Source organism: Clostridium sp. C2-6-12 (assembly GCF_009928485.1).
In the GTDB taxonomy this organism is placed as follows: Bacteria; Bacillota; Clostridia; order Clostridiales; family Clostridiaceae; genus Clostridium.
This window is the reverse complement of sequence record NZ_JAABNP010000004.1, coordinates 173,733-192,439: the sequence shown is the minus strand read 5'-3', so window position 1 is coordinate 192,439 and position 18,707 is coordinate 173,733. Positions and strand designations below refer to the sequence as shown.

Genomic DNA, 18,707 nt, shown 5'->3' with positions numbered 1-18,707 from the left:
TTGTTATTTTTTGCAATAAATTATGCTTAAGGTGTAATAGAGTTAATTGCTTGTTCACGCTCTTTTTTCATTGATAAAAATATTTGAAAATCTTTATTATCCTCATTTAAATTTACATCTGTAGGTCCCCCAACTAAATAAGTAGTATTTCCTATCGTTATATGTCTTTTCCCATTAGGTAAAACAGAGTCAGAGAAATTCTCATCTTCTTGCGTATAGTTTTTCTTTAGGAAAAAAAGCAAACCTAAATTATCAGGTGTATTAGGATCTGTTGATTTAAAATACACATACATGGATTTATCATCTTCTTTAATTTTATATCTGTTTTTCCAATCAGATGGGAAAGTTATAGAAAATCCTAATTTACTTTTATAATTTAAGCTAGTGGTATTTTCTTGTTTATTATTATTTGAATTATTATTGATAGAGCTACTACTAGCAGTATTGTTGTTGGAATTTGTATTTTTACTTGAGTTTGCGCTTTTCTCATCAGAAGAAGTAGTAGCTGTTTTATCTGTATTAGCTTTGTTGTCTTCTTTTTTTGTAGTTTCAGGGGAATTGTTATCCTTATCTGAAGTATTATTTTCAGTCAAACTACTTTCTTTTGAAGATATCTCCTTTGAATTAGAGTTTGAACAACCTAATAATGTAACTGTTGTTGAAATTAATAACGATAAAATTAGTATTTTTTTTAATTTCATAAAATCCTCCTTAATAGGTACACATATACATTATATACAATTACTTTTATCTTTCAATTAAATTTGGAATAAATAATATGGGTAGAAATAAGGAGATGTACATTTCAGTATTAGAGATTTTCCGAAGTGGCTTTGCTTGATGAACTGAACCTATCTTCAATTTCTTTAAAAATGTACCTATCATAAATGAAAAATACGAAACAAATTGCACTAGGCATAAAAATTAAAAATAGCAGTGAAATGCTATTAGCTAGATAATATGTCAATACAAGGGTTCCGACCTTTAATAAGGTTACAGGGAGTTTCCTTAACATGTAGTAAAATGATAATAAATATAAATCTTTTAGTTTAATATGAAATTTAGAGTTTATAGGTAATGAATAAAAACTAATCAATATAAATATCACTATTAAGGCAGCAAAGATAATATGAATATTATTTTCTGGAGCATTTAAGTAAAAATATTGAAGGTCGATAAATAATATAGCCAAGGTAATTAACTGAATCAGCCATAATTTTAGGGAAGAAAGAAAATTACTTTTATAAAAGCTCCAAAAATGTGAGGAAAAATATATATCTTTTTCAGAGACTATCTTTGATACTGAGCTATACAATGCACTTAAGGATGGTCCTAAAGGAATTAAAGAAATAAAGAGAAATAATAAATTAAACTGACCTGGAAGAATTGTGGTAAATATAAAAAATAATATAAGCAATATATTACAAACAGCAAAATAGAGGCTGCTTTGAATAAAACCAAAAACGTAATTTGAAATTGTATAAAGTTGTTTATCATAAAAATCTTTTTTCATATGTCCTCCTAGTTTATATATGATTATATGGGTAAACTTTTACAATAATAGTATACATCTTAAATAAAACAAAATAAATAATATTTAGTAAAAACATTATTTATTTTAGTAAAAAGCGTAATTTGAAACTGGTGTCAATTAGGTTTTTAGAAAAAAATTAAAGTAATTGATATGAAAATGTAAAACCTGTATAATAAAATCGAAAAATTATTTTAATTAAAAACTGAAAAGGGTATATTATGGAGATGAAAATGTAGGAGGTGATAAAGAGTGAGCAAAGAGAGTATAAATATTTATGCAATTGCAAAGGAAGCAGGAGTTTCGCCAGCAACTGTATCCAGAGTGTTGACTAAAAGTGCACGAGTTAGTAAGGAAAAGAGAGATAGAGTTCAGGCCTTGATTGACAAATATAATTTTAAACCTAATATATTGGCAAGAAGACTTAGTAATACAGAATCTAAAACATTAGGAATATTATCACCAGACGTACGTAATCCATATTTTGCGGCTTTATTTGTAGAATGTGAAAAGGCGGCCAATGCAAGAGATTATACTGTTTTATTGAGTAATTCTTTAGGAGAAAATCAATTGGAGGATGCACATTTAGAGGGGTTATTTGAGCAAAGAGTAGATGCTATTATTCAAATTGGTGGAAGAATAGATCAATTAAATTCGGATAAAGATTATGTAGAACGCGTAAATAGAATAGCCAATTCTATTCCTGTTATAATAGCTGGGAAAATGGAAGGTGCTGAATGCTATCAGGTTAGAATTGATCATGATCAGTCTATAAAAATTTTAATGGAGTACTTAATTGAATTGGGACATAGAGAAATAGCATTAGTTGGAGGAACAAAAAAAGCAAGATCAACATATGATAAACAGTTAGCCTTTAAAAAGTCACTTAAAGAACATAATATTAAATTCAAGAAGCATTGGATTGTTGAAGAAGATAATTATGATATTGAAGGTGGTTATAAATGTATGAATCATTTATTTGATTTAAAGAAAAAATTGCCATCAGCTTTAATTGCTGTAAATGATTTTATGGCAATTGGAATTATGAATTCTATAAGAGAACATGGGTTAGAAATTCCAAATGATATATCAGTAGTGAGTTTTGATAATACATTTGTTTCCGAAATTGCAACTCCGAAGTTAACAACTATTGGATATGATTATACATTATTTGGAGAAACCTTAATTGACGCTGCTATTAGTGCTATACAGAAAAAAGAACCACCACGAGTTCAATTGATCAGCTCTGAACTTATAATAAGAGATTCCTGCAAAAATTTGCTTTAAGGCATTATTATGTAGAAGAGATATATGAAGTGAAAGTATTAAAATAGATAATAATAGATATTAAAGATAGAGAAAATGAGAATATAAAGTCATTTACATCTATCTTTAATTTTTCCTATAATATAGATGAAGAATAGTGTTAGTAAAGTTTACTAAAATAAAAAGTAGAAAGATTACAAATTTTATGAAAAACAGATTGACAGTAATTAAAAACTAGATGTATAATAAAAATATGAAATGGGTTTCAAATATGAATTTAGGACAAGCTATAAAATAATGGATTCAGTTAACAATTAATAATTGTAGTTAAAGTTTTAGTAAAACATTTTGAATTCCATTGTAAATAACTATATTATAGTAAATATAAGAATGTAAATTCTTTATATTTATAAAATAATTAAAGTGGTTTTTTAGAAATTTTTAAAATTAAAAAAGCTAGGTGTTAAAAATACATAGAATAATTTTTTTTGATAATTTTTGAAACCAGTTTCAAATTTTAAGATGGGGGAATTTTATTGTGCAAAAGAATTTAAAACAAACAAATAAATCGCAAGTAGCAGCTATAAAAAAGAAAACTTTTTGGAAAAAAGTAAAGGATAGTAAGACGTTAATTTTCATGTGTTTACCTGCAATTATATTCTTTATAATTTTTGCTTATTGTCCCATGCCGGGTGCATATATAGCTTTTACAAATTTTAATTATAAAAGTGGTATTTTTGGAAGTCAGTTTGTAGGTTTTGATAATTTTAAATTTTTAGTTCAATCTGGTAGTTTATGGATGCTTACAAGAAATACCATTTTATATAACTTTGCTTTTATTGTATTAGGTAACATATTACAAATTTTTGTGGCTATTTTATTAAATGAAATAAAAAATAAAGTGTTCAAAAAAGTGTCACAAACAATTATGTTTTTACCATATTTCATTTCAGCAGTATTAGTAGGTTTGTTAGCATTTAATGTTTTAAACTATGATTTTGGATTTATGAATTCTATAATTAAAATATTTGGTGGAGATCCTTTAAAAGTTTATTCTATGCCAAATGCATGGCCAATAATAATTGTTCTTGTGGCTTTATGGCAACAAACGGGATATGGATCTATTGTATATTTTGCATCTATATGTGGTATTGATTCAAGTATTGTTGAAGCGGCAGAAGTAGATGGAGCCAATATAATTCAAAGAATTCGCTATATTATTTTGCCAAGTTTGAAACCGACTGCAGTTATTTTATTCTTATTTGCAATTGGTGGAATAATGAAAGGTAATTTTGGATTGTTTTATAATTTAGTAGGTTCATCTAACTCAATGCTATTCCCAACAACAGATATTATAGAAACTTATGTATATAGAACATTGATGAATAATTTTAATTTTGCAAATTCTACAGCAGTAGGTTTATATCAATCAGTTTTTGGCTTTGCACTTGTTATGGCTTCTAACTGGATTGCTAAAAAAATTGATGAAGAATATGCACTATTCTAAGGAGGAATTGAAATGGAGGCTAAAATAAATAGTAATATTAAAATAGAGACTAAAACTAATATTAAAAAAGATAATATGACAAAAGGTGTACATGCATTTGCATATATATTTATAACACTTTTTGCTTTAGCATGTTTAATTCCTTTTGTACTTATGGTTTCTGCTTCTTTTAGTACCGAGGCGATAATCACAAAGAACGGATTAGCAATATTGCCACAAGGATTTACAATATCAGCGTATGAATTGATTTTTAAAAGTCCTAGGATATTAATTGGATCATATGTTGTTACTATCGTTATGACTGCAGTAGGGACTTTAATTGGATTGTTTATAGTAGCTATGACAGGTTATGCACTTCAACGTAAAGATTTTCCATTTCGAAATGGGATTATGTTTTTTATATATTTTACAACTTTGTTTTCAGCGGGGTTAGCACCTACTTACTTATGGATGACTCAATATTTAAATTTGAAAGATAGCTATTTAGCTGTACTTTTACCACTGTTAATGAGTCCTTGGTTAATTATATTAATGAAAAACTTTGTGAAATCCATTCCATATGAAATTACAGAATCAGGGAAAATGGATGGTGCAGGTGATTTTAAGATTTTCGTTTCATTAATTTTACCTATGTTAAAGCCAGCTTTGGCAACAATAGGTTTATTCATAGCTTTAGGGTATTGGAATGAATGGTATAACGCTATGTTGTATTTATCATCATCTGTAGAATATAAACCATTACAAAATTATTTGTATGGAATTATTAACCAAGCTGCAGCTTTAAAGAACTCAGTAGCTGGAGCTAATGTACCAGTAGGACAACTTCCGACTACAACTTTAAAAATGGCTACAGCAGTACTCGCAACAGGACCAATTATTTTCTTATATCCATTTGTACAAAAGTATTTTATTGCAGGTATTACTGTGGGAGCTGTAAAAGGCTAAATTTACATGACAAGGGTATGATGATATTTCCCGTAATGGGAATTACATAAATTTATATTATTTAGGGAGGCAAGTATAATGAGTAAAATAGGAAGAAAGATTTTAGCTACGTTATTAGTTGGAGCAATGGCTTTAAGTATTGCAGGCTGTGGTGGTACTGCTAAAACATCTGGAAAGGCTTCAACTACTTTGAAATCAGATGGCACAATTGATACATCGGAGCATGTTAAAGTAAAATTTGTTGTTTTAGGTGATAAACCAACTAATGGAAGATTAGAAGCTACAATGGAAAAAGTAAATGCAAAATTAAAAGAAAAGGTAAATGCTGAATTAGAGCTTCAATATGTTGTATGGGCTGATTGGCAAACTCAATATAATTTATTATTAGCTAGTGGAGACCCTTCTATTGATCTAATTACTACTGCTACAGACTGGTTAGATGCATGGCCAAATATTAAAAAGGGTTCTTTCTTACCATTATCAGAAGATATGTTAAAAACATATGCTCCTCAAACATATGCAAGTGTATCACCAGAGCATTGGAATCAATGTAAGTACAATGATAAGATTTATTTAATTCCAGAAGATAATTATGCACAATACACAAACCATGGAATGTTCTATAGAGGTGATTGGGCTAAAGAAGCTGGTCTTGACCAAATTAATAATTTTACTGATTTAGGAAAGTATTTTAAATATGTTAAAGATAATAAAAAAGATTGTATTCCTTGGGATGTAAGTGGAACAGCTGCAGCTGGTAATGCATTAGCTAATGGATATATGAATTCTAATACAAAAAATGTATCAATTGATGGAATTCCAATTGGATTATCTTCATTATTTTATGGAAAATCTAAAGATGATTTATATACATTAACATCTCCATATATGGAAGGTAACACATTAGAAGATATGGCAACATTAATGAAATCTTGGGCAGATGCAGGATACTGGAGAGAAGATGTATTAAATTATGATGGTAACAGCCGTGATTTAATGTATGCAGGGCAATCAGGTGCAGATCAACATCATAGTGAAACATACTTTGGAATAAGACCTTTAATGGATCAAAAACAACCTGGTTCTGAATTAAAAATGTTCCCATTCTCAGAACCAAGCAAAAACCTTACAAAAACAGTTATTACACATGGTGCTTTAGCAATTGGTGCAAATTCTAAAAATCCTGAACGTGCTTTAATGGTATATGATTTACTTCGTAATGATAAAGAAATCTATAGATTATACAATTATGGTATTGAGGGAACAGACTATATAATTACAGCAGACAATAAATTAGGAAGACCAGCAGGATTTGATGCAGCAAAAGATAGTCTTGGTACAAATTTCTGGTGTGGACGTAATGATAACTTAGGACTTGTAGATTCTACATCTTATTCTGGAAGAGCCGATATGATTAAAAATTACAATACTTATGCAATAGAATATCCTTATGGTCAATTCATTTTTGATAATAGTAAAGTAACTACAGAAATTGCTGCTATGGCAGATGTATGTGCAAAGTATATTCCTAAACTTGCATTTGGTAAAGTAGCTGATCCAAAAGCTGAAGTAAAAGCTTTTAAAGAAGAATTAAAAGCAGCTGGATATCAAAAAGTATTTGATGAAATTCAATCACAATTAAAGGCTTCAAAAAAATAAGAAGTAATTAATATAATTTCATACAAATAATATATTGACTAGGTAAAAAAGATTGCTTCAAAATATCATATATATTTATATATATAATTTTGGAGTAATCTTTTTATGTAATAATTTTTTATTACAGCATTAATAAAATTAGATAATAATAAGGTATAAAGGAAATTATTTAATAGATTCTTGTGATTTGAGAAAGGGATGAATATAAATATGAAAAAACTTCAAAAGTCTACGGCAGTATTGGCCTTATTAAGCTCAACCTTAATATTGCAATCCTTACCAGCAATGGCCGAGACCAACCTTAATAATCAAGAGAAAAAATTAGTAGTTAATGCAGATAATGATACAGCTAAAAATAAAGCTAATTCTATATTGGTAAGTAATTCAAATAATATAACTAGTGAAACGACTACAGGGTCTTCAATTAGATTAATAGCAGAACCATCTACAATAACGTTAAATGATTTAAAAAATAAGATAGATACATTATTAGCAAAAGTAGAAGCAGATGAGAAATCAGGCGTTATTTTTGCAGATAAGAAATTAGAAGATATATATTTAGATGCATCGCAAGTAGATGATACATTATCTAATTTCAATTTAAAGATTCAAGCAGGGAAACAACTAATAGCAGTTAATAGTACAGATGCAGAGGCTATAAAAGCTGTCTATAATGCAATAGATACAGCTTATAACTCACTTAGAACATTGAAAAAGTATAGTTCTTTTAGTGGGACAGATGGAGAGCTATGGAAGGATACTAATGGAGTGCCAATTCAAGCACATGGTGGTCAAGTTCAATGGTTAGAGAAAGAAGGCAAATGGTATTGGTATGGAGAGGACAAGACTAAAGGGTATAGAAGTAATGGAATAAGTGCATATTCATCGAAAGACCTTTATAATTGGACTTTTGAAGGATATGTTATGAGAACTATAAGTAGTAGAGAAGAGTTAGATAATGATCCTTATTTCTCTGAGTTATATAAAGATTATACTAAGCAACAAAAAGATAACGTTTACCTATGTTTTAATGATTCCCAAGCCGTTATTGAAAGACCTAAGATGATATATAATAAAAATACTGGCAAATATGTTCTTTGGTTTCATGCAGATGGCCCAACAGCAGAATCTCCAAATAGTAATTATGCAGCAGCAGCAGCTGGAGTTGCAATTAGTGATTCTCCAAATGGTCCATTTAAATTCCTTGGCAGATATCGCTTGAATGTTTGTCCGCCTGAAGATAAAAAGGGAGAGTGGTATGAGTCTAGTGCAGGTTTTGCAAGAGATATGAATTTATGGGTTGATGATGATGGTACCGCATATATAATTTATTCTAGTGAAGAAAATAGAACTATGTTTATTTCAAAATTAAATGATGAATATACTAATTTGGCTACACCTGTAAATAAAGCAGTAAAAGGAAAAGACTTTGTACGTTTATTCCCAGGAGCTCAAAGGGAGGCACCGGCGTTATTTAAATATAATAATAAATATTATATGATTACTTCAAGTGCTACAGGCTGGGATCCCAATCAAGCAAGATACTGGGTTGCAGATGATATATTAGGTGAATGGACTGATATGGGAGATCCTTGTGTTGATGACAAAGATAAAAAGACTTTTTATAGCCAAAGCACAAATGTAATTAATGTGGATAAAGAAAATGGTAAGTTTATATATATGGGAGATAGATGGAAAGCAAATAATTTGGGAGATTCTAGATATATATGGCTTCCATTAGAGTTTGATTATAGTGGTAAATTATTGATTAAACCATATACAAATTGGAAACTCAAAGACTTGGATAATAAATATACTTTTAAAATAAATTCTGAACTTAAAGAGACTTATACTGGGGGTGAAGAACTTCCTAAAACTTTAAGTATTAAAGTATATGAAAATGGAAGTTGGATTGACAAAGTTACTACTGTTAAGTGGAATTTGACAGATATTAAGCCTATGGCGAAAGTAAAAGTTACTGGAGTATTGGAAGGAATTAATAGAACAATTGATGTTAATGTTGTAAATATTCCAAGCAACTTAAAGTATTATATTGATTGTGGTGCGAAAAGTAATTCAAAATTATATGATTTAATAAATAATAAAGTTCAATTAACTAACAATCAAAGTTTTGATCAAGCTTATATACAAGGTTCCTGGGGATACTTGGGTAAAATAGGAACAGATATTAACTTTAAAAATGCAAATAGTACAGATGATTATGATAATGGATTATGGGCATACAAGGATAAAAAAATAGAATATGCAGTTCCTCTAAAGGCAGGAAATTATAATTTATATGCAGGCTTTAATGAATGGTGGGGAGCATATAGAACTATGGGAATTTCTATATCATATAAAAATTCAAATGGAGAAACTGTAAATAATAATTTGGGTACATTTACCAATAATGCTAAGAAGGATGTTAATTACACCTTTAATGTACCAAATGATTCTGAAGTTAAAGTGAGTGTATATAAACCTAATTCTAATAATCCTGATGTAATTCTTAGCTGGCTTGCTATTGAAGCTATTAAATAAGTATTTATAGGTATGAAAAAAATAATCCTTGATATGAAATAAAATTTTTCCTATCAAGGATTAAATCAAAATTATAATTCGTTAAGTTTAATATAAAGATAAATATTTTAATAAATTCAAAAAAATAAAAAAGTATTTAAATTAAATAAGGAGGAAATGTATGTTTAATTTGAAAAAAATAGTGTCTTTATCTTTGTTAATGGCTTTTACTGCATCTATAGTTCCAATTACTTCAATATCCAATATTAAAGCTAATGCTGCCACTGCTAATATAGCAACAATTGATCCTTCGCTTCAATATCAAACCATGGATGGCTTTGGAACATCTCTTGCATGGTGGGCAAAATTAGTTGGGGAATGGAAAACTGATGCAAAGAATGAGATTATGGATTTAACCTTTGATAAAGATAAAGGGCTTGGGTTAAATATGGTTAGATATAATATAGGTGGAGCTAAAAGTCCAGCTGACAAAAATTTAAGACCTGGAGCAGATATTGAATCTTATTTGAATTCAGATGGTGTAACTTATGATTGGACAAAAGATGCAGGTCAGAGATGGGTTTTAAATGAAGCAAAAAAGAGAATAGCCAAAAATGAATTTAAAAGTGAAGCATTTTCTAATTCACCACCATATTTTATGACTATAAGTGGACAATCTTCTGGAAATGTAGATGGTAAAAGTAATCTTAAAGCAGATCAATATGATAACTTTGCAAAATACTTAACAGAAGTTGTAAAGCATTTCAAAGATGCTGAGGGAATAACTTTTGATACAATTGATCCTATGAATGAACCAAGTACTCATTATTGGAAAAAGGGCGGAAATCAAGAAGGTTGTGATTTTGATGCTCCAGCTGAAAAAGATAGAATTTTCCAAGCTTTAGGCAAAAAATTTGATGATAATGGTATTACTACTAAGCTTGCAGGCTTTGACGAAACAGGAATTGATTACTCGGCTGAGGCTATAAAAAAGGCTGATTCTCAAACTATAAGTAAAATTAGTCAATTTAATACTCATGTTTATAGTGATGGTTCAAGAGCTAATCTAAGAGATTTAGCAGCATCGCTAGGAAAACCGCTATATATGAATGAAATATGTACAAGTGGTGGAGCAAAACATGATTCTGATGATATGGATAATGGACTTAAGCTTGCAGATTTTATCTTCAAAGATTTGAGAGATTTAAAGGTACCAGGATGGGATATATGGCAAGTTGTTGATGATGAAGAAATGAACAAAAATAATAACTCAAATTGGGGACTTATAAGTGCTTATTGGTCAGGAAATAAGGTCGAAAAATATAATATTACAAAACAATATTATGCAATGGCTCATTTTAGTAAGTTTATAAGACCAGGATACAAAATAATTGATGCTAATAATTCAAATGTAGTAGCTGCAATTGATCCTGCTTCGCAAAAGCTTGTAATTGTAACAAGAAATGTTTCTGATAGTGAGGAACCATTAATATTTGATGTATCAAAATTTGATACTACAGCAGCTACAATAAAAGCATATAGAACGACAGGAGAAGAAAGTCTTAGAGATATATCATCAAAAGGTGTAACTTTAGCAAATGGAGAACTTAAAGATAAATTGCCAGCGAAATCTATGGTGACTTATGTTATTTCAAATGCTAAATACACAGGAGAAATTGGAACTACTATAAATGATAATGTTAATGGAACAGGCGATAATCAATTCCAATATAGTGATTCTTGGAATTATTATAATGGGCAAAATGGAGCTTATAGTAATGATGTTCATTATTCTAATACTACTGACAGTTATTATAGTGTCAAATTTAATGGTAATAGAATAAAGCTTTATGGAACTTTTGCACCTGATTCAGGAATAGCAGCAATATCAATTGATGGTGGAGAAGAAACTAATGTTGACTTATATTCAGCAGCTAGAAAAGATAATGCAATAATGTATACAAGCCCATTGCTAGATTCAAAAGAACATGTGGTAAAGGTTAGAGTTACAGGAAATAAAAATGATGCTTCAACTGGAACTTTTGTTATAGCAGATAGAGCAGTAGGAATACAAAACAGTTCAAATAATATAGTTGCAGCAAGATCACCACAACTTCTTCAATTAACTCCTGGATATAATAGTATCTATGCTAAATATAATGGAGTAGAAGGTGCTAACTCTTATAATATAAAATATGGAATAAAACCTGGAACATACACAAAAGTAATTAATAATGTAACAGATACCTCTTATTTAATTAAAGGTTTAGATAATGGCACAAAATATTATGTATCAATAAGTGCAGTTGTTAATGGACAAGAAACTAAGAATTCAAATGAATTAGCTGAAATACCTATCTCACCAAAAGATCCAAACTTGTTATACTATGTAAATTGTGGTGATTCAACTCCTAATGTCTTAGAAAATGATGAAATATTAGGAACAAATAATAGTACTCAAGATCAAGAATATGGTATAGATTTATTGACAGGCTTTAAATGGGGATATATTGCAGATGAAGGCAAGCCATGGTCTCAAGATAAAGAAGCTGAAGTTGGATCAAACTATGGCTGTGAAAGACAATATGATGGAAGTGCAGCACAAGGTGGTTTAACATATAAATTTGAAATTCCAAATGGAAAATATTCAGTGACAATGGGCTTATATGACCCTTGGGAGCATAAAGATAGACTTGAAGATATATTAATTAATGGAAATGTAGTAGAGAAGGGACTCTGTCCAACAATAAAAGGTAAAGCACCTAATAAATATGATGCTGAAGTAAAGGATGGAGTATTAACTGTAAGAGTTCAAAAATCAATCAATGGTAAGGATAAGCCTCTTATTTCTTGGATAAAAGTTTCTAAATAAATATAGTTTTTTATTAATGAATTTAAATTAGAGAATGTATTAAAGTATAAAGAGGAACTGGAGTTAGAATCCAGTTCCTTTATACTAAGGCTTTTCGTGTCCATTTACGTGATTTCCAACGGAAGAAGTAAATGACTCCTCTAAAGAGTTCATCCATTGCAAAGGCAATCCAGCACCCAGCTAATCCTAAACCTAATTTTATTCCAAGTATATATGAAAAAAGAATGCTCATTGACCAACAGGAAATAATAGAAATAATCATTTGGAAAAATACATCTCCGGCACCACGCAAGGAGTTTTCTTCTATATGATTAAAACCTCTGCCAATCTCTACAAATAAATCTATAATCATAATAACTTTTGAGATTGTAATAATTTCTAGATTACTTGTAAAAAGTGAAATTATTTTATTTCCAAAAACTATGATGAAAAGCGAAATTAATATATTCAAAGAAATAGCAATTTTTAAATTTTGACGGTTTAAGCGATATGCGTGTTCATAATTGCCTGCACCAACTAGACGTCCAATCATTAGTGATGTGGCAAGACCTAAAGAAAGTCCTATAACATAAACATAAAAGAAAATATTTGATAAATAAATTTTTGATGAAATAGCAGTAACTCCCAAAACAGCAATTATAGAGGTTGATACTACTTGTGAGAGTGAATATGAAATAGAACTGACACCACCTGGTACACCAATATATAAAATATTTTTTATAATTTTAAGACTTTCTAAAGATTTTTTACTAAACTGCAAATCTAAGCGTGCATTTATAAATAATATTGAAATTAATATTAGTGCACAAAATTCGCTGATTATATAAGAAATTGCAATACCGCTGACTCCTTGAAGAGGTGTTTCAAAGGGTCTGAATACTACAATGTAATTTAAAATTGCATTTATAATGTTCATAAACAGAGATACACTAACAGCGATTTTTGGTTTTCCATAACTACGTAATATTCCAGATAAAGATGAATTAATTGCTTGTATGAAGGAAAAAGTTATGCAGATTTTAAAATAGGTGGAAGCATCTAAAAGTAAGGCATCTTTAATCTGCATTATAGATAATATTGAATTTGAAAAAAAGGATAAAGTAACGCCTATAATTAAACTTAAAACACCACTAAATATAATAGCTGTAAAGGCAGCATCACTAGCTGATTTTTTGTTATTTGCACCTAGATTATGGCTGATTACTATTGAAGCACCTGTACTTATTACAGTATAAAATGTAAAAATCATAGTCATAAGTTGTGAAGATGCCCCTACAGCAGCTACGGCATTGTCTGAATAGTGTCCGAGCATCAGAGTATTTACAGTTCCCATCATGTTAATAAGAATAAGTTCAAGAAAAAATGGTATAAAAATTGAAGTTAAAGTAATTACTCCATTTGAGGTTTCTATCTTATTAAGTTCTTTATCTATGATTAAAAATTTCATTTCAAGGTTCCTTTCAGAATTATATTAAAATAGAGGAGGTGTGTTATGTGTTTTTTAGTTTAAATCCTAATATATTACCTAAAATAAGGTTAATTAATTCTGTTACAATTGATCTCCCTTATATACATAAACGCCGAAAAGCCAATGAATATATTTTGTATATTATACGAAAAGGAAACATGTATATTATGGAGGAGGGAAAAAAATATGTTTTGAAAGAAGGAGATTTTTTTCTTTTGGATCCAGCTTATGTTCATGAAGGCTATAAAGCAGCTTATTGTGAATATTTCTATATTCATTTTCAACATTCAGAAATTTACAAAACAGAAAATATGTCAAAGGATTCACTAATACAAATGCTTTTAGAAAATCGAAATGAATATTTGCAAAGTAATTCATTTTCAAATGATATATATCAAACAGAAAAATTGTTAATTCCTAAGAAATATAGTTTTGTGAACTATAATAGTTTTATAAAAACCATCTGTTTGTTAAGTGAAGCGGTTGAACAAAATAAAAATCAAATTGAAAATTATAAAATTATTTGCTCGTGCAAGGTATTAGAAGCCTTTATTGAGGTTTCAAGGAGCTTCATTTTTTCTGAAATTGAAAATTTATCCTCAGGAGTGCCCAAATCGTATAAAAAAATTCAGGAATTATTAAAATATTTAAATACAGAATATGCTGATAAAATTACCAGTAGCACAATTGAAGAGCAGTTTTCATGCAATTTTGATTATATGAATAGGGTTTTTAAGAAATTAACTCAAAAAACTATTTTTACATATTTAAATACAGTAAGAATTGACCATGCTAAAGAATTAATTTCAACTACATCTTTAAAGCTTAGTGAAATTGGTGAAAGTGTAGGTTTCAATGATGAATATTATTTTAGTAAAGTATTTAAAAAACATACAGGTATTCCTCCTACAATTTATGCAAGAGGAATACTAAAAAAATAGTTTATTATAATGTTAGCTTTGCTGATTTTAAATTGCTTCCATAAACATTTATTGATATTGAACTTTGCTTAGAAGTTTTGCGGACATATATAATTAAGCGTCCTTCATAAGCTCTGCGATAATTAGCTGTATATTCAGTAACATCAGAAAGATCACCATTTTCTAAACCTAATAATTCACCATCTCCATCAATTTCTATATGGAGCATTGATGCATCATTTACAACACGACGATTTTTTGTATCAGTAACAGTAACTTCAATTTGATATACATTTTCGTGCATAACTACATCAGAAGCTTTATTTTTCCATAATGAAAGCTGTATGTTACAAGAAGAAGTTGTAGTTTCTATTTTATCTGATATTTCATGTGATTCATTATTAGATATATGGTTTGAAATCACCTCTAATAATCCTTCTTCAAAAGGTAGAATCCAAGAAATATAGCCAGTTTCTTTATCTAAGCTTTGTATGCCTATGCTTTTTTTATTGCAAAATAACTCAGCACTTTCAAGGTTTGTATAGCAACGGACCAAGATTAATTCACCAGGAGTGTAATTCCATGATTCATACATGGCTTTCCACTCATTTTCATTATCATCACTTGATCTTGCAGTTACTATTTTTATCATAGGTTCTAAGGACCATAAACTTTGTCTGCGATAAAAAGCAGTTTTTTCAAAGCCGGCTAAAGTCATAAATCCAGCATATGAACCATGTATAGGCCAGCCGTGGGCTTCACCTAAATAATCAATACCTGTCCATAAAAATTGTCCTGAAATATATTCATTTTCTAATACTGAGTTCCAGGCTTCTAAACTATGACTGTTTTCACTTCCAAGGAAAGGTTTATCTGGGAAGCGATCATGATCTTGAGCATATAAATGTTCCTTGTAATTGTAACCAACAACATCTAAGGAATCTATAAATCCAATTTGTGTAGACAATTCAGGAAAAGCTACAGCGGCAGTAACAGGACGAGTAGTGTCCTCTTCTTTCACAAGCTTAGTAAGCTGTTTTGCAAGAACAGATAAACGTTCTGCATTTGGCTTGCTTGAGTTAAATTGTCTTTCAGCTTCAGGCTTATTTGCATCATTATTTCCAGTCATGGTAGAAAAAAGTGGATGACAGTAAGGATCATTTGGATAGTCAATTTCGTTACCTATACTCCACATTATAATACTAGGATGATTACGATCTCTTTTTATTAAAGCTTTTAAATCTCTTTCATGCCATTCAGGAAAAGCTTCAAAGTATCCTTGGTGTCTTGGTGGATATACATTATGCCCCTGCCACCATTTATTTTTAGCACCTTCCCATTCATCAAATGCTTCATCCATGACTAAGAAACCAACTTCATCGCATAAAGCATATAGTTCAGGCATATGTGGATTATGGCTCATTCTTATGGCATTGCAGCCAGCTTCTTTTAATTTCATAAGACGACGAAGCCATATTTCAGGTAAAACAGCAGCACCTAGACAGCCAGCATCATGATGTACGCATACTCCCTTAAAAATTGTAGATATTCCATTTAGAAAAAATCCTTTATTTGCATCAAAAGAAAAACTACGTATACCTACTTTTTCTTCTTTTACTGTATTCCATAATTCTGAACTATCCGAAGATGTTTCGTTTTTTTCATCTGTTACTTTTACATTTATTTTTGTTATTAACTTATAAAGATTTGGATTTTCTGGAGACCACAATAAAGGTGAATAAATGACTCCTTCTGTTACAATAGTTTTTCTTTCACCTGCTAAAAGTGTTTGTGTATCAGAAAAACATCCAGCTTCAATTCCAGCAGGAGTTATAAGAATATTTTTAACCGTTACTATTGAATCTAAATTACTATCATTTGAGATTTCATTTTTCACTGATATTTGAGCTTCAGTTGAAGTTACTTTAGGTGTAGTGAAAAATATTCCATCAGGTGTAGGGTGAATTAAGTCTTCAACTAGAATCTGTACTTTTCTTGTAATACCTGAACCTGTAAACCAGCGAGAATCAGAAATATCTTGATGGTCTACTTTTATACTTATTACATTTGGAACTTCACCAAAGCATACCTGATCTGTAATATCATAACGAAAGGTTGTATATCCGTAAGGCCACTTACCTTTGTAATAGCTATTACACCAAACTTGACTGTTTTTATATATTCCATCAAAAATAATCCATATTTTTTTGCCTCTAAAAGCTTCAGGTAAGTTAAAGGATTTTCTATACCAGCCAATTCCACCAGAAAGATAACCCGTTCCACTTGAATAAGTTCTAGAAAATGGTTGTTTTATTGACCAATCATGAGGTAAAGTAACTCCTTCCCAATCAGAAGAATCAAAATCTTTTTCAAAAGCTTCAGGGCAATCATTTAAGTGAAATTTCCATTCTTCATTTAGGTTTATATATGTTGTGTTCATTATTTAAATGCCTCCTTAAGTAAAATTTTAATTGCATACAAATATATAATTTGGTAAATATAATTATTAAAAATATATGGATAGTTTACTAAAAATATCTAACTTATTTTTGATAATAACTATATTTTTACTATAAATATTTTTACTGATTTAAATATATTTTAGTATATATTTTCAATCAAATTAGATAGTTTTAGTATATAACTTCAATTGAAAAACACAATGCAAATTGGAGATTGGATTTGTAAAATAGAGACTTTTTTAAGAATAAATAATTTTAATTTGATAAGTTTCCTAAGATTAAAAATAGAAAAGTTTTTTAGTAAAAATTGACTTGATTTTACTTATGATATAAACTTAAATTAAGATCAATTTTAGTAAAATGTTTTATATAGAATTAAAAAAGAGATATTATTATTTTAATAAACTTTATTATGGTGATAGGAGGTCTTTTATTTGGCTACCATAAAAGAAATAGCTTCAATAGCAGGAGTTTCAATGGCAACTGTTTCTAGAGTTTTAAACTTTGATGAAACATTGAACGTAAGTGATGTTACAAGGGAAAAAATATTAAAAATTGCCGATGAACTTGAGTACGTATCGTTGAAAACAAAGAAATCTAAAGGAAAAAAAGGAAAAGAAATAGGGATTATTTACTGGTATAACTATGAAGAGGAGTTAGCAGATCCATATTATTTATCAATAAGACTAGCAGCTGAAAAAAAATGTAATGAGAATAATTTTAATTTAGTAAGATTAACAGAGGAAAGCATTACAGAAGAGATTTCCGATTTAAGTGGGATAATTGCAATAGGAAAGTTTTCTTCGAAAACTATAAAAAAATTATATGGTTATAATGAGAATATAGTATTTGTAGATTTTTCTCCAGATGAGAATATGTTCGATTCTGTTATGGTAGATTTAAGTGAAGCAACTTTAAAAATATTAAATTACCTATATGAGCTTGGTCATAGAAAAATAGGTTTTATTGGTGGAAGTAATTTAGAAAATATAAGTGAAAAAAATGAAGAGGAATATGCAAGATTTGATGGAAGAAATATAAAATATAAAGAGTTTATGGAAAAAAACGGCATATATAATCCAGAATATATATATGAAACAAAAAAGTTTACCTTTAAATCTGGATATAATCTTACAATGAAGGCCTTAGAAACAAAGGATAGACCAACAGCCCTTTTTATTGGAAATGATACTATGGCAGTTGGTGCATATAAGGCCATTTCAGAATCAGGTTTATCTATTCCAGAAGATATTAGTATTGTTGGGTTTAATGATCAGCCAAGTGCTAAATATATGGTTCCATCCTTAACAACCATAAGGATACCAAGTGAATACTTAGGAAGTGCTGCTGTGGATTTATTACTTGAAAATATTAATGGAAGCAGAGAATACAATAAAAAAGTTATAATTCCAACTGAATTTAAGGTGAGAGAAAGCGTAAGTCAGCTAAGAGTTAAGAGTTGAGGATGAAATAACGTGGCTATTCCTGAAAATAAATAAAATTTATTATTAAAAGCTAGAAGAATAAATTAATATAAATAAAAAATATAAAGACATG

At 29.3% G+C, this 18,707-nt stretch carries 12 protein-coding genes; 8 read left to right on the top strand and 4 right to left on the bottom strand.

Annotated elements, in window-relative coordinates; translation table 11 throughout:
• Nucleotides 1-26: 26 nt before the first annotated feature.
• Both GXK56_RS05225 and GXK56_RS05220 read right to left on the bottom strand, forming a co-directional pair.
• Nucleotides 27-701: a hypothetical protein gene (locus tag GXK56_RS05225; RefSeq protein WP_160685845.1), complete on the bottom strand. Its 675-nt coding sequence runs from the start codon at nt 699-701 to the stop codon at nt 27-29.
• A 110-nt stretch (nt 702-811) separates the two neighbouring features.
• Nucleotides 812-1,513 (bottom strand): YesL family protein, encoded by a 702-nt coding sequence (locus GXK56_RS05220; RefSeq protein ID WP_160685843.1) that lies wholly within the window; start codon nt 1,511-1,513, stop codon nt 812-814.
• A 270-nt stretch (nt 1,514-1,783) separates the two neighbouring features.
• Here GXK56_RS05220 and GXK56_RS05215 point away from each other — a divergent pair, with 270 nt between their 5' ends.
• The 6 genes from GXK56_RS05215 (at nt 1,784) to GXK56_RS05190 (ending at nt 12,300) form a co-directional block, all read left to right on the top strand.
• Nucleotides 1,784-2,818: a LacI family DNA-binding transcriptional regulator gene (locus tag GXK56_RS05215; protein WP_160685841.1), complete on the top strand. Its 1,035-nt coding sequence runs from the start codon at nt 1,784-1,786 to the stop codon at nt 2,816-2,818.
• A gap of 517 nt (nt 2,819-3,335) precedes the next feature.
• A complete protein-coding gene (locus tag GXK56_RS05210; protein ID WP_347707938.1) occupies nt 3,336-4,304 on the top strand; it encodes an ABC transporter permease subunit in 969 nt (322 codons plus the stop codon).
• Nucleotides 4,305-4,316: 12 nt separating this feature from the next.
• Entirely contained in the window at nt 4,317-5,249 is a 933-nt protein-coding gene (locus GXK56_RS05205; protein WP_347707937.1) for a carbohydrate ABC transporter permease, read from the top strand.
• Between the two features lie 78 nt (nt 5,250-5,327).
• Nucleotides 5,328-6,908, top strand: coding sequence for an ABC transporter substrate-binding protein (locus tag GXK56_RS05200; RefSeq protein ID WP_160685839.1), 1,581 nt, complete (start codon nt 5,328-5,330; stop codon nt 6,906-6,908).
• 210 nt (nt 6,909-7,118) lie between these two features.
• On the top strand, nt 7,119-9,449 hold the full coding sequence (locus GXK56_RS05195) for a glycoside hydrolase family 43 protein (RefSeq protein ID WP_160685837.1): 2,331 nt from the start codon (nt 7,119-7,121) through the stop codon (nt 9,447-9,449).
• Between the two features lie 160 nt (nt 9,450-9,609).
• Nucleotides 9,610-12,300, top strand: a complete 2,691-nt coding sequence (locus GXK56_RS05190) for a glycoside hydrolase (protein ID WP_160685835.1) — start codon at nt 9,610-9,612, stop codon at nt 12,298-12,300.
• A 79-nt stretch (nt 12,301-12,379) separates the two neighbouring features.
• Here the strand turns inward: GXK56_RS05190 and GXK56_RS05185 are convergent, their stop codons facing one another.
• Complete coding sequence (locus GXK56_RS05185; RefSeq protein ID WP_160685833.1) at nt 12,380-13,747, bottom strand: MATE family efflux transporter; 1,368 nt, start codon at nt 13,745-13,747, stop codon at nt 12,380-12,382.
• 38 nt (nt 13,748-13,785) lie between these two features.
• On the opposite strand from GXK56_RS05185, the gene GXK56_RS05180 reads away from it, so the two are divergent.
• Complete coding sequence (locus GXK56_RS05180; protein WP_347707936.1) at nt 13,786-14,709, top strand: AraC family transcriptional regulator; 924 nt, start codon at nt 13,786-13,788, stop codon at nt 14,707-14,709.
• A 4-nt stretch (nt 14,710-14,713) separates the two neighbouring features.
• On the opposite strand, the gene GXK56_RS05175 is transcribed toward GXK56_RS05180, so the two are convergent.
• The gene (locus GXK56_RS05175) at nt 14,714-17,128 is read right to left on the bottom strand and encodes a glycoside hydrolase family 2 TIM barrel-domain containing protein (RefSeq protein WP_160685829.1); all 2,415 of its coding nucleotides are present in this window, start codon (nt 17,126-17,128) and stop codon (nt 14,714-14,716) included.
• A gap of 456 nt (nt 17,129-17,584) precedes the next feature.
• On the opposite strand from GXK56_RS05175, the gene GXK56_RS05170 reads away from it, so the two are divergent.
• Nucleotides 17,585-18,613, top strand: coding sequence for a LacI family DNA-binding transcriptional regulator (locus GXK56_RS05170; RefSeq protein ID WP_160685827.1), 1,029 nt, complete (start codon nt 17,585-17,587; stop codon nt 18,611-18,613).
• Nucleotides 18,614-18,707 lie beyond the last annotated feature (94 nt).

Excerpts from the sequence above, each read along its gene's own strand:
- GXK56_RS05195 (WP_160685837.1), top strand. The coding sequence starts at position 7,119 with ATGAAAAAACTTCAAAAGTCTACGGCAGTATTGGCCTTATTAAGCTCA.
- GXK56_RS05190 (WP_160685835.1), top strand. The coding sequence starts at position 9,610 with ATGTTTAATTTGAAAAAAATAGTGTCTTTATCTTTGTTAATGGCTTTT.
- GXK56_RS05175 (WP_160685829.1), bottom strand. The coding sequence starts at position 17,128 with ATGAACACAACATATATAAACCTAAATGAAGAATGGAAATTTCACTTA.
- GXK56_RS05185 (WP_160685833.1), bottom strand. The coding sequence starts at position 13,747 with ATGAAATTTTTAATCATAGATAAAGAACTTAATAAGATAGAAACCTCA.
- GXK56_RS05200 (WP_160685839.1), top strand. The coding sequence starts at position 5,328 with ATGAGTAAAATAGGAAGAAAGATTTTAGCTACGTTATTAGTTGGAGCA.
- GXK56_RS05225 (WP_160685845.1), bottom strand. The coding sequence starts at position 701 with ATGAAATTAAAAAAAATACTAATTTTATCGTTATTAATTTCAACAACA.
- GXK56_RS05205 (WP_347707937.1), top strand. The coding sequence starts at position 4,317 with ATGGAGGCTAAAATAAATAGTAATATTAAAATAGAGACTAAAACTAAT.
- GXK56_RS05220 (WP_160685843.1), bottom strand. The coding sequence starts at position 1,513 with ATGAAAAAAGATTTTTATGATAAACAACTTTATACAATTTCAAATTAC.